This is a genomic window from Paludisphaera borealis, assembly GCF_001956985.1.
GTDB lineage: Bacteria > Planctomycetota > Planctomycetia > Isosphaerales > Isosphaeraceae > Paludisphaera > Paludisphaera borealis.
In genome coordinates, this window is the sequence record NZ_CP019082.1 from 5,801,908 (window position 1) to 5,816,397 (window position 14,490).

14 protein-coding genes are annotated in these 14,490 nt (G+C 66.0%); 7 read left to right on the forward strand and 7 right to left on the reverse strand.

The genetic code is table 11. The annotated features are described in order from the left end of the window. Positions 1-107 precede the first annotated feature (107 nt). From BSF38_RS22415 to BSF38_RS22425, 3 genes are all read right to left on the reverse strand, one after another. Positions 108-1,841, reverse strand: a complete 1,734-nt coding sequence (locus tag BSF38_RS22415; protein ID WP_076349361.1) for a hypothetical protein — start codon at positions 1,839-1,841, stop codon at positions 108-110. Next, positions 1,838-3,064, reverse strand: coding sequence for a serine/threonine-protein kinase (locus tag BSF38_RS22420; RefSeq protein ID WP_076349362.1), 1,227 nt, complete (start codon positions 3,062-3,064; stop codon positions 1,838-1,840). Before BSF38_RS22420 ends, BSF38_RS22415 begins: the two co-directional genes overlap by 4 nt. Before the next feature lie 64 nt (positions 3,065-3,128). Continuing rightward, complete coding sequence (locus tag BSF38_RS22425; RefSeq protein WP_076351311.1) at positions 3,129-3,734, reverse strand: ECF-type sigma factor; 606 nt, start codon at positions 3,732-3,734, stop codon at positions 3,129-3,131. A gap of 165 nt (positions 3,735-3,899) precedes the next feature. On the opposite strand from BSF38_RS22425, the gene BSF38_RS22430 reads away from it, so the two are divergent. Both BSF38_RS22430 and BSF38_RS32470 read left to right on the forward strand, forming a co-directional pair. Beyond that, positions 3,900-4,460 (forward strand): GNAT family N-acetyltransferase, encoded by a 561-nt coding sequence (locus tag BSF38_RS22430; protein WP_076349363.1) that lies wholly within the window; start codon positions 3,900-3,902, stop codon positions 4,458-4,460. 272 nt (positions 4,461-4,732) lie between these two features. Next, positions 4,733-5,161 (forward strand): RNA recognition motif domain-containing protein, encoded by a 429-nt coding sequence (locus tag BSF38_RS32470; RefSeq protein ID WP_076349364.1) that lies wholly within the window; start codon positions 4,733-4,735, stop codon positions 5,159-5,161. A gap of 154 nt (positions 5,162-5,315) precedes the next feature. Here BSF38_RS32470 and BSF38_RS22440 read toward each other — a convergent pair whose 3' ends face one another. The 3 genes from BSF38_RS22440 to larB all read right to left on the reverse strand — a co-directional run bounded on the left by BSF38_RS22440 (position 5,316) and on the right by larB (position 7,754). Next, positions 5,316-5,822: a hypothetical protein gene (locus BSF38_RS22440; protein WP_076349365.1), complete on the reverse strand. Its 507-nt coding sequence runs from the start codon at positions 5,820-5,822 to the stop codon at positions 5,316-5,318. 203 nt (positions 5,823-6,025) lie between these two features. Further along, positions 6,026-6,931, reverse strand: a complete 906-nt coding sequence (locus BSF38_RS22445) for an NAD(P)H-hydrate dehydratase (RefSeq protein ID WP_076349366.1) — start codon at positions 6,929-6,931, stop codon at positions 6,026-6,028. Next, positions 6,921-7,754, reverse strand: coding sequence for a nickel pincer cofactor biosynthesis protein LarB (larB, locus tag BSF38_RS22450; protein WP_076349367.1), 834 nt, complete (start codon positions 7,752-7,754; stop codon positions 6,921-6,923). The genes BSF38_RS22445 and larB overlap by 11 nt, the downstream gene beginning before the upstream one ends. Positions 7,755-8,012: 258 nt before the next feature. Between larB and BSF38_RS22455 the strand changes: the two genes are divergently transcribed. From BSF38_RS22455 to BSF38_RS22475, 5 genes are all read left to right on the forward strand, one after another. After that, the gene (locus BSF38_RS22455) at positions 8,013-9,026 is read left to right on the forward strand and encodes a YfaP family protein (protein WP_076349368.1); all 1,014 of its coding nucleotides are present in this window, start codon (positions 8,013-8,015) and stop codon (positions 9,024-9,026) included. A 247-nt stretch (positions 9,027-9,273) separates the two neighbouring features. Further along, positions 9,274-10,566: an efflux RND transporter periplasmic adaptor subunit gene (locus BSF38_RS22460; RefSeq protein WP_076349369.1), complete on the forward strand. Its 1,293-nt coding sequence runs from the start codon at positions 9,274-9,276 to the stop codon at positions 10,564-10,566. Between the two features lie 56 nt (positions 10,567-10,622). Further along, positions 10,623-11,339, forward strand: coding sequence for an ABC transporter ATP-binding protein (locus BSF38_RS22465; protein ID WP_076349370.1), 717 nt, complete (start codon positions 10,623-10,625; stop codon positions 11,337-11,339). Then, positions 11,336-12,535, forward strand: coding sequence for an ABC transporter permease (locus tag BSF38_RS22470; protein ID WP_076349371.1), 1,200 nt, complete (start codon positions 11,336-11,338; stop codon positions 12,533-12,535). The genes BSF38_RS22465 and BSF38_RS22470 overlap by 4 nt, the downstream gene beginning before the upstream one ends. Positions 12,536-12,542: 7 nt before the next feature. Then, positions 12,543-13,703 (forward strand): ABC transporter permease, encoded by a 1,161-nt coding sequence (locus BSF38_RS22475; protein ID WP_076349372.1) that lies wholly within the window; start codon positions 12,543-12,545, stop codon positions 13,701-13,703. A 15-nt stretch (positions 13,704-13,718) separates the two neighbouring features. Here BSF38_RS22475 and BSF38_RS22480 read toward each other — a convergent pair whose 3' ends face one another. Next, the gene (locus tag BSF38_RS22480) at positions 13,719-14,381 is read right to left on the reverse strand and encodes an MBL fold metallo-hydrolase (RefSeq protein WP_076349373.1); all 663 of its coding nucleotides are present in this window, start codon (positions 14,379-14,381) and stop codon (positions 13,719-13,721) included. Positions 14,382-14,490: the final 109 nt, after the last annotated feature.

A 14,490-nucleotide genomic window follows, 5' to 3' on the forward strand; every position in this document is an offset into this window, starting at 1 on the left:
AGGCGTCGGAAGCGGATGTTTCTCCCTTCACGGGGCTCCGTCTCGCTTTCTCTTGTGCGGCGGCATGCGGGCGTGAGTGTGTTGGTTGGGGGGGGCGCTCGTCGATCTCAGGGCCGAATCGTGTTCGGGGCGGGTGCCGTCGGGAAGCCGCGTTCGAGGGAGCGGGCAAGCAGGGAGCCGATACGCTCGGCACATCGACGTCGCAGCGCCGTGACCCGAGTTTCGGCGGGACCGGCGGATCGCGGCCCGCTCAGGACGCGAACGCACTCCCCGATCGCGGTGGTCAGCGCCGCGCGGTCCTCGGCGGTGTCGGCGACGACCGAGCAGACCGCTTCCACCGTGTCGAGAGCGTCGGCGGTACTGCCCAGCGCGTTGAGCAAGCGAACGCGAGCCGGAAGCAACCGACAGGCGTCACGCGCCGGCCGCGCGAGGAGGGAGGGCAGGGCTTCGAGGGCCAGCGGGGCGGCTTCGCAATCGGCCAACTCCCTCTCCAGGACTTCGACTTCCAGGAAGTCGTGGGGAGCGGGTGCGGTGAGACCCTCGCGAGGAATTCGATTCAGAGTCTCGATGGTCCGGCGGTAGGTGGAGGCCGCCTCGGAAAAATGCGAGAGGTCGCGCTGGAGCCGCGCCCGATCATACTGGGCGTGGACGAGCATGACACGGACGTCCGCGTTCTCGGGGTCGGACTCGACCGCCTCCGCGAAGAGCGTCTCCGCTTCGGCGTAAAGCGAACTCGCCTCGGCCGGGTCGTGGCGGCGGGGGAGGACCTTCGCGAGATCGTCCAGCGCGGCGGCCAGATGGGTCTTGATCTTGAGGTCGGTCGGGTGCGACTTGAGGCTCTCGCGACCGACTGCGATCGCCCTGACATAGTCGCTCCGGGCCTCATCAAGGTCGCCTGAGAGCTTGCTCATGTCGGCGATCTTGCGATAGCACCAGGCCAGCATGGCAGCCGCATCGGCGTCGCCCGGCTGGTCGACGCTCCATTGCTTGGCCAGGGGGAGCGATTTGAGGAACCAGGCTCGCGCCTCGCCAAAGTCTCCATGGAAGCCCTGGGCTCGTCCCAGGCGGACGTACGCTTCGAGCAGTCCACGGCGGGCGCTCGGACGTCCGGGGTCGGCTGCGGCGATTTCCTCGGCAAGCTCCAAAACCTGATGAAAATGCCCCAGCGCGAGGTCGATTCGATCGGCTCGCAGGTGGATCTCGCCGAGTCCGACGTGGGAGCGGCTCAAGCAGTCCTTGACCGCGAGGTCCTCCGGCGCGGCGGTCGCGAGCTGCTCCGCCAACCGGACCGCCTGCTCGAACTGTCGCGAGCCTTCCGTCGATCGGCCCAATTGGCGATAGATCTCCCCGAGCTTCTGGTGGGCGACCGCGCGGCTCAGGTTGGAGGAGCTCGCCTCGGTGCTGCTCGCGATTTCATCGAGGCCGGCGATCGCGGTGTCGAGCAGGCTTCGCCTTAAGGATCGTGTCGCGGGAGTCTCGCCCAGCCGCTCTTGTACTTCGAAGACCAGCTTGTCAAGGGCCTTGAGCGCGAGGTTGCGCTGCTCGAGGGCGACCCGGGCGTTTCGGTCGGCCTCCGCCTTGGCCGTCCGGGCCGTCCGCACGCCGGCGCGGAGCAGGGAATCGTAGTACAGGATTCCGGCGAGGAAGACCGCGACGGCCGCCGCCGCTCCGGCGAGTGCGCAGGCGCGAGCCGGACGGCGTCGGCCCCACTTCACCGCCTTCTCCCAGATGGGCGAGGGCCGCGCGAGGATCGGGCGGCCCTCGAGGAAACAGCGGAGGTCGTCGGCGATCGCCTGGGCGGTGGGATAGCGCCGGGCGGGGGTCTTCTCCAGGCACTTCATGCAGATCGTTTCCAGGTCGAGCGGAATGGTCCGTTGGAGCTTGCTGGGAGTGAGCGGCTCGTGGTTGGCGACCTGGTCCAGAGTCGCGAGCGGCGTGGCCCCTTGAACGGCGGCCGGCCGGTCAGGGCCTCGTAGAGCATCGCCCCCAGCGCATAAACGTCGGCCGCGGGCGTGATCTCATGCGAGGAGCCCAGGAATTGCTCGGGGGCCATGTAACTGGGGGTCCCCAGGATCGTTCCGGAGACCGTTGAACACTCGTTCTGTTCGAGCAGTTTCGCGAGTCCGAAGTCGGTGATTTTGGGAGTTCGGCTCGAGGTCATCACGACGTTGGCCGGTTTCAGATCGCGGTGGACGATCCCGCGCTCGTGGGCGTAATGAATCGCCCGGGCGAGTTCTTCGATCAGGGCCGAGGCTACGGTCGGGGCCCACGGTGTGCCGGCGATCGCGGCCTCGAGGCTCCCGCCGGCGGCGTATTCGAGAGCGAGGTAGCCAAGTCCCTCGTGCTCGCCGACCTCGTGGACTTGGATGATATTCGGGTGCTGGAACCGGGCCGTCGCTTCGGCCTCGGCGTGGAATCGCTCGACCGCCCCGGGTAAGGCGCGATGGCCGGCCTGGATCACTTTGAGGGCGACCAGACGATCGAGCGTGAGCTGACGCGCCTTGTAAACCACGCCAGCCCCCCCTCGTCCGAGTTCGCCGAGGATTCGATAGCCGGGTATCCGAGGCGCCCCCGCGATCGTCGGGCCGTCGTCGCCTTCGCGGTTGGCTTTCCGCGCCCGGGGGGCGGGGACTCCCTCGCCATCTGCGCCGTCGTCGCTCGAGAGGGCGCGGTGCAAGGCGAGCTGGCGCGCGAGCCGGTCGGCGAGATCAGGGAATCGCCAGACGAACTCCTCGAGGCAGGGCCGTTCGCCCAGGGACTCGCGGAGCAAGAACTCGTTGTAGACCACCTCGAACACCGCCTCACTCTCCGCCGGGAAGAGCGGGTGCAGAGCGAGATAGGCCTCGGCCGGAATCCGCCGGCCGGCTTGCCAGTCGCGGATCTGGTCGGAGCAGATCCACTCGACCCGCTGCGGTTCGCTCGCGCCGTCGGCCAGAGCGAGCCGTTCACGAATGTCGAGCCAACGCTCCGAAAGGCTGGAAGTCTCCTGTTGCGGCGCTGGCGCCCGCCGCGCCGCGTCGTCCCGATCCAGGCCGATCGAAATTGGGTTCTGGTCCGTCGCCACGGTGTCGAGATCCGCGAGGGAAAGGATTCGTCGCGCCGCGTCCCGCCTCGGTGAGGCATTTTCGTCAGCCAACGACCGAGTCGAGTCCAAGTTCCAGGCCGACCCGGGCGACGGCGCGGGCAAGCTGCTTGCGACGGCCCTCGGGGGTGCCGCCAAGCTCCCGGGCCACGGTCGCCCAGTCGTGCCCTTGCGACCGCAGGTCGGCGACCTCTTGTTCTTCCACGGACAGGCGTCCCCGGAACAGTGCGAGCAACTCGCGCCGGGAGATCACCTCGCTCGGCGTCTCGGCCTGGGACGGGATCGCCCATTCCTCCGTGTCGTTCACGTCGATCCGGCGGACGTCGCGGCGATGCCTCTGGTGGAAGCGTACGCGCTCGGCGAGCCGGTTCCGGGCCATGCCGACAAGGAGGCGGATGAGCTGCGAAGGCTCGTCCAGGTCGAATTCGCCGACTGCGGCGCGGAGGAAAAAGTCGACCATGATCGACTGGCAGATGTCCATCGAGTCAAAGACCCGCCGCAGCCGCGAGTCGCGGAGACGAAGCAAGGCGCGGACCTCCAATCGGACCTCGGGCTCATAGAGCCGGATCAGGTCGTCCGCCGCTCGCTCGTCGCCCAGACGGATGCGACGAATAAACTCCGCGTATTCTTTCCCTCGCAACGGCTCGTTCATCATTTCCTCCAGATCACGACGCGATTATATACGGAAGCGGAGCCGATGGAACCCTTCGCCTCGATCGGGGCGCCTTCTCGGGCCGACGCGAGGCTGCTAAATTGGAGGACTGGCCGAGACGCACGCACCTCGCCCCTCAAGGGCGCGACAGGTTGAGATGCACTTATGGAGAACCTGGAGACGGATCGGCTCAAGCTGCGGATGTTCCGCGAGTCCGACCTGGACGCGTACGCCGAGATGTGCGCCGACCCCGACGTCATGAAGTATCTCGGGCCGGGGCCGATGAACCGCTCGGAAGCGTGGCGGAACATGGCGCTGGTCCTTGGGCACTGGGGGCTTCGCGGCTTCGGCCTCTGGGCGGTCGAGGAGCGGGGCAGCGGCGAGCTGATCGGCCGGGTCGGCTGCTGGCGCCCCGAGGGCTGGCCCGGGATGGAGATCGGCTGGACCCTGCGGCGCTCGTCCTGGGGGCGCGGGTTCGCCACCGAAGCCGCCCGGGCGGCCCTGGACGTCGCCCTCGGCGAGCTGAGCCAATCGCACGTCATCAGCATGATCCACAGCGAGAACGCGGCTTCGGTCCGCGTGGCCAAGCGGCTGGGCATGCGGCTCGAAGGAAGGGCCGAGCTGATGGGCTACCCGGTCGTCGTCTACGGAATCCGTCGATTGAAAACCGTTGTAAATGATCATCGTCTGCACGTCCGGAGCGACGGCGCGGCGAAAGGATCCTGACGGCGAAAGGTGGTCGGCGCGCGGGGTTTTCCGGTAGAATGACAAGTTTTTTCGATTTTCGATTTATTGGAAGAATCGGTCTATCTTTCAGGTCCATGGATCTCTATACTCTGGTTTGGTTGGAATTCGAACGAGCGCGTGTCGTGGATCCCTTCGGAGCTTCTCGTCTGCCTCATCCGCCTTCCACCGTCCTGGGCCGTGACGACGGCCCCCTTTTCGAATAGCCCGGAAAGTGAGTAGTGGGTTGAGTCGCCTCGGTTAGGAGTCTGAAGGTGGGTAAGAAACTGTACGTTGGGAATCTCTCATACCAGATGACCAGCTCGGACCTCGAGCAACTCTTCGCCCAGCACGGCAGCGTTGAGAGCGCGGAGGTCATCTCCGATCGCGACACCGGACGCAGCAAAGGGTTCGGCTTCGTGGAAATGAGCAACGACGCCGAAGCCCAATCGGCGATCGACGCGCTGAATGATTACGAGTCAGGCGGTCGACGACTGACCGTCAATGAAGCTCGTCCGCGCGAACCTCGTTCCGGCGGTGGCGGCGGTGGCTACGGCGGTGGTGGCGGCGGCCGTTCCGGCGGCGGCGGCTACGGTGGCGGCGGCGGCTACGGCGGTGGCGGTGGTGGCGGCGGCTACGGCGGCGGCGGTGGCGGTGGCCGCGATCGTCGCGGTGGCAGCGGTGGCGGCGGCAGCCGTTATTGATCGCTGACACGAGCCGGCCCGAGTCCAAACACCACGAATCGCCGCGTCTCGCGCGGCGCGCTCGTTGAAATCAAGAAGCCGCCGAGCGGGTGAAACCCGCTCAGCGGCTTTTCTTTTTTGGCTGCTTCACCGGGCGGTGGGAGGGCTGGTTGGTTTAACCTTCCGGCTTCTGTCGCGCGACGGCCAACGGGCGGAGGACGGCGAGCATCGTATTCAGATGCGCCAGACGCGGGCCGAAGCGGTCGACGAAGTCGGTCAGCGAGAAATCGCCTTCGAGAAGGTTCTCGTGGTTCTCCTCCACGTAGCCGGCCATCTCGCCCAGCAGGGCGGCGTGCACCTGTTCGAGCCGGCCCAGGGTTTCTCGGCTGGCGTCGAGGACGCTCTCATGCCCCGCCTGCCAGCGCTCAAGCTCGGCGACTTGTCGGGCGCGTTGCTCGCGATTGACCTGGACAATCTCACGCGTCAGCTCAAGCTGCTGACGCTGGACTTCCATGGTCTGACGAAGGACGTCCAGAGTCTGATTCTGGAGATTGACCATGTGATGGAGCAGGACGATCGAATCGTTCGGACCATGAACCGCGGTCGTCGGACTCTGCCCTGTCGGCGAAACTTCCGTGCGATACGTCCATGAGGCCGACGACGGGTTCTCGGGGGCTGACACTCCGACCTCCTTCGCGTGACTGAGCAGGCGGAAATGGGCGTCGTCTGAAGGGACGACCCGCGCCAGGTCCGATCCGAGGTGATCAGGCCGGGAGAGATGTCCCCAACTATACCCTACGCATCGAAGACGGTACAGGCAAGTCGTGGCCTGGCCGCCTGAACATCAGGAAAACGCGGCGCGGCGACGATCGATCGGGTCGACGATCAGGGCGTGAGACCGATGTCGTGCAATTCCTGATTCTGCACGACGTGGTCGAAAGCGTCGGGCAGGGCGTCGACGACGTCCCCCGCGATCAGGCCGATCTCGCCGTTTTGATCGCGCGCGATGTCGCCGGCCAGGCCGTGGACGTAGACGCCGAGTTGGGCCGCCTGGAACGGCGACAACTTTTGTCCCAGGAGCGCGGCGACGACGCCCGTCAGCGCATCGCCCGCGCCGCCGGTGGCCATGCCTGGGTTGCCGGTCCGATTCACGTAGATTCGCGAGCCGTCGGTGACGACCGTGCCGTTTCCCTTGAGGACGACCACCAGATGTCCGAATCGCGAGGCGAGGCTCGCGGCCTGGTTCTCCCGATCGCCCTGGATGCGGTCGACCGAGACGCCGACCAGTCGGGCGAACTCGCCGGGATGCGGCGTGACGACGGCCGGCTGAGTCAGGCCGCCAAATACCGAGACGTCGCCGTCGAGCGCGTTGAGCGCGTCGGCGTCAAGCACCAGGGTTTTACCGGCCGACGTGATGAGCCAGCGCACCAGGGCGCGGACGTCGTCGGATTGACCGAGCCCGGGACCGACCGCCACGACGTCGACCTTCTCCATCAGGCGTTCGAGCACGCCTTGCGACGACCTGAAGCTGATGACGCCTTCCTCATCGCAGGGAAGGGGGTACGTCATGTACGAGGGTTCAAAGCTCGCGACCGTGGCGTTGACCTCGGCCGCCGTCGCGACCCGCACGAGGCCCGCCCCGGAGCGGAGAGCCGAAGCGCCGGCGAGCGCCGCGGCGCCGGCCATTCCTCGGCTGCCGGCGACGACCAGGATCGAGCCGAACCGCCCTTTGTGACTATCGGCCGGGCGGGGGGCGAGCGAAGGAATCGATTCGACTCGTTCAAGAGCCATGGGCGTGTCGGCCTCGGGAAGAAGAGGAGGGATCGGAGGGAGGGGCGGCGGCCGCGCTGCGGGCCAGTCCCGCGCGGCGGGCGATCAAGCCGGCGACGTGGCCGCCGCTGAATCCGGCGTCGATGTTCACCACGACGACATTCGACGCGCAACTGTTGAGCATGCCGAGCAGGGCCGCGAGTCCATGAAAATTGGCGCCGTAGCCGATGCTGGTGGGGACCGCGATCACCGGGCAGGCGACCAGCCCGCCGACGACGCTGGGCAGGGCCCCTTCCATGCCGGCGGCCACCACGAGGGCGTCGGCCTCGTGGAGCCGTTCGAGCTGGTTCAAGAGCCGGTGCAGGCCGGCGACTCCCACGTCGGCGAGGAGCGTCACGTCGCAGTTCCACGCCTCGGCCGTCACTCGGGCTTCCTCGGCGACCGGCAGGTCGCTGGTTCCCGCCGTGACGACGACGACCCGGCCGAGCTTGGGGTCGTTCGCGTCCGGTCCGGCGATCCGGAACGTCCGGGCCGTCGCGTTGTGCACGCCTTCCGGGAAGACCGTCTTCAGGTGTTCGGCCGCCGTGGGATCGAGCCGGGTGACCAGGCCCCCCTGGTCGTGCTCGACGAGCGTGCGGAGGATCGTCTCGATCTGGGGGGCCGTCTTGCCCTGGCCGAAGATCACCTCGGGGAACCCGCACCGCGATCGACGCTGCAAGTCGACGTGCGCGAATCCGCCGGCCTCGACGAACGACTGCGGGCGTACCCGACGCGCGGCGTCCGCCGGAGCGACCGTTCCGGAGGCCACCGCCTCCAACAACTGAGTCAGTTCGTGTGAGTCCATGTTTGGTTTGTTTCAATCCGCGTCCCCCGTGGGGGACAAACCGGGAAGCGGGTTGGGTCGTCCGCGGGCTTCGGAGTTCGATCTCGTGGCGCGCGGTCGATCAACCGTAACGGCCCCGCGTGGAAACCGCAACCGATCTGAGCTTTCGGGCGGGCCGAAGCCCATGCTACAGTGGTTTTCGGAGGCACGCACGAGGTTCTTAATCTTAAGACTTTGGACGAAGCCCGACCTTCGTGTCCAGGGGGGAGCCGCAACGGCATGTCGACGTCCCCGACGGGGGAGCCTTCCGCTCCCATCAAGACTCCAGACCCGGTTCCGATCGCTTACGCTCCCCGGCGGTCGCCGCGCGTGATCCGGGCAGCCGAGCCACTTCGCGACGAACCCACGGGCACCTGGTTCGACGGCTTCTGGACGGCCGAGTCGCTCAAGGGCTGGGCCGGCTCGCTGTCGCTGCACACGGTCCTCCTGACCTGTCTGGGGCTCTGGTATCTGGCTCCTCCGCTGCGGAAGGCCGTCAGCTTCGACTCCCGCCTGGGGGGCTCGGTCAACGGCGTCCCCGAGGGAGTCACGCTCGAAGGCGGGCTGAACACGCCGGAAGACGTCCAGGGGATGCCCGAAAATTTGTTCGAAGCCCCGCTCGAAGCTTCGATCGAGCTGGCGCAGCCGCCAATGGAACCAACGATCTCGCTGGGACGCGGCGCCAAACCGAGCGCCGGCGGCGGGAGGCCCAACGACAACGCCGGAGCGGGCGACGGCGACGGCTTCGGGCTCGCCCGGTTCGGCGACGGCGGAGAGTTTGTGCGCGGCGTCGCCGTGAAAGTCGGCGATCCGCAGTTCACCCTGATCTGGGACACCGACGCCGATCTCGACCTCCACGTGATCGAGCCGGGCGGGAAAGAGATCTTCTGGGAAGAACCCAAGGGAAAGCAAGGCGGCGAACTCGACGTCGACAACACGAAGGGTTTCGGCCCCGAGAACATCTACTGGCTCGTCGAATCCCAGGGGCCTGGATCGACCAAGGTCCGAGGGCCGGGACCTCCTGGACAGTATCGGTGGTTCGTCGCCTACTGGGGAGGATTCGGCGGCATCCCCAAGGTCACCAAGTGGCAGGTCCGGATCAAACACGCGGGCAAGCTCACCATCGAACGAGGGAAATTCCGAGCCCTCAACGAGCGCAGTCGGCTGTATTCGCTCACCGTCGAACCGGCGGCGGGTTCCGCTGAAGCGACGGACGCCGACGCCGCGCCCCCGGCTCGCGCCGAACAGCCTTGACGATCTCGGCCTACGAAACTAAAGCAATCAAGCGCGCGAAAAATCGCCCCGGTCTCTCCAACGAAACGTGACGTACAGCGAGTGTCTTGAGTGCGTCGACGTGAAGCGATTCGTCTTGCAGGGTTTCGCACTCGCGTGCGAGCAAATTTTAGGATAGTTTGTACACGATAAACTCGTGTACCTATTTCGCGCCGGACCCCCGGCGCGCGGCTTCGAGTTATCAGCTTATCCTCAGTCGAGGGTCCCCATGGCGAGCAGTTTGCGTGAGGAACTCGCATCGCTCAAGATCGACCGGCCCGAGTCGATGCGATCGTCGCCCCAGAGAGGCGCGTCCGTCGCCTACCGGCGTCGCGGACGCGGGCTTCGCTTGTTCTCGATGCTGCTCTGGCTGATTCCGTTGAGCATCGTCGGCGTCGCGGCCGCGGTCGCGTACAAGCAATACCAAGACATTCGCAGCAAACCCGAAGTCACCATCGGCGTCGTTCAGAAGATGACGCTGGGCGAAGCCGAGAAGTTGCTCAGCTCCAAGGGTTATCTCAAGTCGCGGTTTCAGGCCATGATCGGCACCCGGATCGCGGGTCGCGTCGAGGAGATGCGGGTCCACGAGCGGGCCGAGGTCAAGAAGGGCGAGATCCTCGCCGTGATCGAGCATCACGATATGGACGCGATGCTCCTTCAGCGGAAAGCCAGCCTGATCCGTTGCGAGGCCGAGCTTGAAGAGGCGAAGGTCGAGCTCTGGGACAAAGACCGCCAGGAGAAACGCCTCGAACGGCTGCTCGTCAAGAAGATGACCCCCCAGGAAGACTACGACAAGGCCATCGCCGCCCGGAAGATGACCGAGGCGCGGGTGTCAGCCCTGGAGGCCGCGATCAAGGCCGTGAAGGCGAACGTCGATGAGACGGAAGCCACGATCAAATACCAGATGTATCTCTACGCCCCCTTCGACGGCACCGTCGTCGAGAAGCAGGGCGAGGTCGGCGAGGTCATCAATCCGATGGCGATGAGCTCGTCGCTGGGACGTTCGGCGGTGGTCACGATCGCCGACCTCAGCAGGATGGACGTCGAGGCCGACATCCCCGAAGAGCAGATGTACCGCGTCGCGGAGGGGCAGCCGGCGGAGGTCTCGGTGACCGCCGTGCCGACCAAGCGCTATCGCGGCCGGCTCCGCCAGATCACGCCGATGGGGGACCGGACCCGGGCGACGGTGAAGGTCAAGGTCGAGATCCTCGACCCCGACGACAAGCTGTTTCCGGAGCTGGCGGCGACGGTCCATTTCCTTCCCGATAAGAAATGGGCCGAGTCGGACGCGAACCGGTCGTACCTGTTCATCCCGCTCGAAGCGGTCTTCCAGGACGACGGCCACGACTGCGTCTGGCTGCTCGACAACGATTCGCGCGTCGCGAAGCGGCGGATCGAGGTCGCCAACACCCAGTCGGGCACGACCCGCGTCGAGTCCGGCCTGAAAATGGAAGACAAGGTGGTCCTGAGCCCTCCGAAGGGCCTTCGCGACGGCGACGTCGTCCGCGAAGCGACGCGGTAAGCGACGACCACACGGACGTCCAACGCAATTCCATCAACCCCAGAGGTCGTTTTTCCATGGAATCGTCGCCGTCGATCGAGCTGCGCGGAGTGGATAAGGAGTATCGCCGCGACGAGTTCGTGGTCCCTGTCCTTCAGGGGCTCGACCTCAGCGTTGCGGAGGGGGAATACCTGGCGCTCATGGGACCCTCGGGATCGGGCAAGACGACGCTCCTGAACCTGGTCGCGGGCCTCGACACGGCGACGCGCGGCGAGGTCCTGGTCCACGGCCAGAATCTCGGGCGGCTCTCCGAAGCCGAGATCACCCGCTGGCGCGCCCACAACGTCGGCTTCATCTTTCAGACCTATAACCTGATCCCGGTGTTGACCGCGTTCGAGAACGTCGAGCTGCCGCTCCTGTTGACCCATCTGTCCCGTCGCAAGCGACGTGAGAACGTGATGACCGCGCTGCGGGTGGTCGGGCTGGAGGGGCGCGAGCACCATTCGCCCCGCCAGCTCTCCGGCGGCCAGGAGCAGCGCGTGGCGATCGCCCGCGCGATCGTCACCGACCCGTACCTGCTCGTGGCCGACGAACCGACCGGCGACCTCGACCGGGTCACCGCGGGCGAGATCCTCGAACTCCTCGAACAGCTCAACCGCGAGTTCCAGAAGACGATCGTGATGGTGACGCACGACCCGCTGGCCGCCCGCCGCGCCAGTCGCGTGCTCCATCTCGACAAGGGCCGGCTCGTGGACGACGTGATCAACGAAACCTCCATCTCGGCGGCGTCATGAAGTACCTGACCTACATCCTCCGCAACGCCCGGCGGAATCCGGTCCGGACCGGGCTGACGATCGCATCGACGAGCATCTGCTTGTTCCTGATGATGATCCTCCTGTCGTTCTTCGCCATGAACACCGAGGCCACCAGCTCGACGCGGATCTTCAATCGCATCGTGACGATGAACGCCAACGGGTTCGCCGGCATGCTGCCGGTCTCGCGGGTCCGCCAGATCGCCGCGATGGAAGGCGTGGTGGGTGCGACGCCGTTCCAGTGGTACGGCGGCAAGTACCACGACGAGGTGATGCCGTTCGCCCAGTTCGGAGTCGACGCCGACTCGGTGTTCACGATCCTCGACGAGTACGCCGTCCCCGCCGACCAGCTCGCCGACTTCAAGGCCAACAAGGACGGGGCGATCATCGGCCGCAAGCTCGCCACGGACCGCAATCTGAAGGTCGGCGACCCGTTGCCGTTGAAGGGGGACATCTACCCCGTCGACCTGGATCTCACGGTCCGGGGGATCTACAACGGAGACACCAACCGCGATCTCCGGATGTGCCTCTTCCATTACGAGTACCTGGACGAGGCGCTCAAGAAGACGACGATGTCCGGGTCGGGCGGCTCGCTGGCGACGGCCTCGTCGCAGCGGTCGGGGAACGCCGGCAGCATCTTCATCAAGTGCAAGAGCGCCGACGTCACGACGTCGCTCTGCAAGAAGATCGACGAGGAATATCGCAACACCGAGTTCCCGACGCGGACCCAGACCGAGGAGGCGTTCGGCCTGATGTTCGCCGAGATGCTCGGGGACCTCAAGAACACCATCTACTGGATCGGCGCCGCGGTGGTGGTCTCGCTCTTGTTCGTGGCCGGCAACGCGATGGCCATGACGATGCGCGAGCGGACGACCGAGGTGGCCGTTCTCAAGGCGATCGGCTTCACCAAGGGCCTGGTCCTCTTCCTGGTGCTGAGCGAGGCTGTTCTGGTGGCCGGTCTGGGCGGCGCGATCGGCTCGCTGGGCTGCAAATACTTCTGCGATTTCGTCGACGTCGCCCGCTTCAGCGGCGGCTTTCTCCCGTTCTTCTACATCCCCTGGAACATTGCGATCCTCGGCCTGGCGGTCTCGCTTTTCGTGGGGTTCGTCAGCGGGCTGATCCCCGCGTTCCTCGCCGCCAATTCGTCCGTGATCGACGGTCTCCGCAAGGTCGTTTGAGGTTCCCATGATCCCGTTCAAGTACAACGTCCGCAACCTCCGCGTGCGCTGGAAGACGACCCTGATGACCATGCTGGGGACCGCCCTTCTGGTGGCCTCGTCGTGCATCCTCTTCGGGCTCGTGGAAGGGCTGGAATACAGCCTGAAAGTCTCGGGCGATCCGCTCGACCTGATGATTCTCCGGAAGGGGGCGTCGAACGAGACGACCGGCGGTTTCGAGGCCAAGAAGGCCGACGAGGTGCTGACGCTCAACGGGATTCAGCGCGACGAAAACGGGCCGATCGCCGCCAAGGAAATCCTCAACATCGCCATCACCGAGCGGACCAACGGCACGCGCAACAACCTGATCATCCGGGGCGTTCAGCCCGCCTCGCGGAAGCTGCGGCCCGACTTCAAGATCGTCGCCGGACGGGACCTCGAATCGGGCAAGGGGGAGTGCATCGTCAGCCGCAACATCTCCCGCCTTTACAAGGGCGCGCAGGTCGGCGGGCTGCTGGAATTCGGTGAGAAAGAGCGCTATCGGGTGGTCGGCGTCTTCACCGCCGGCGGCAGTTCCGCCGAGAGCGAAGTCTGGGCCGATCTCAAGGACGTCGAGCGGAACACCGGCCGGGACGGCTCGGTCTCCTGCGTCCAAATTCGCGCGGCCAGCACGAAGGACCGCGACGACCTCAAGAAGGCGATCGAGGACGGCACCCAGTTCAAGCTCGCCGCGATCCCCGAGGCGACCTACTTCGAGAATCAGTCGAAATCGAGCATCTTCCTGAAGGCGGCCGGCACCCTGATCGCCGTGCTTCTGACCTTCGGCGCCATGTTCGCCGCCGCCAACACGATGTTCTCAGCCGTCAAGTCGCGGACCCGCGAGATCGGCACGATGCGGGCGCTCGGCTTCTCCCAGCGCGACGTCCTGATCTCGTTCCTGGGCGAGTCGTTCCTGCTCTGCGTGCTGGGCGGCCTGCTCGGTCTGCTGGCGACCTTGCCACTGAGCTTCTTGACCATTGAGACCAGCAATTTCAGCAACTTCGCCTCGGTGACGATCAACTTCCGGTTCGGCCCCTGGGTCATGGCGGTCGCCCTGATCATGACCGTGGTGATGGGCCTGTTCGGCGGCATGATCCCCGCCATTCGCGCGGTTCGCATCGAAGTCATCTCGGCGCTTCGCGAACTCTGAGAGTCGAGCGGACGATCACCGCGCGTGTTCCAGCACGTAGATCGTCCGACTCGCCGGCAGCGTTCGGCGCTCGACGTTGAAGACGCTGTCGGCGATTCGCTCGACGCGGTCCCCGGGCAAGACTTCGAGGAACCGCTCCAGCGGCTGGATGGCGAGGTTGATCTTGGGCGTCTTGTAATGCATCGGCACGACGACCTTCGCGCCGATCGCATCGAGCAGCGCCGGGATTTCGGGGAAGTCGATCGTCGGCGGCCCCCCCGCGGCGATCAGGACGACGTCCGCGCCGCGGATCGGGGCCAGCTCGGTCTCGTTGAGCGCGTGTCCCAGGTCGCCGAGGAACGCGACGTGGAGATCCTCCGAGCGGAAATGGACGATGGCGACCTCGTCCTCAGGCATCCTCTCGGGCGTTTCAAAAACATGGACCGCCTCGAATCGCAGGCTCCGGACGACTTCGCCCCCTTCGGGCAATTCGAGCGCGCGGACGACCTCGAACGGCCGGACGATCTGCCCGAGATGGCTGTGATAACGGTCGTTCTCGTGACTCACGATCACGAGGTCCGTCGGCTCGTCGATCGGCTCGTAACCGCCCGAGTCGGGCGAGCGGTACGGGTCGAGAATGATCCTCAGCCCCTGCGTCTCGATCAAGAACGCGGCGTGTCCGTACCACTTGATGCGCATCAGCCAGGCCCCCGAGGCGGTTCCTTCGTCCAGGATCGAGTTTCGGTTCCAGTCTAGCGTGGCGGGACGGCTCGGGGCGACATCATAATGAGCCTCTCGCGGTTCGACG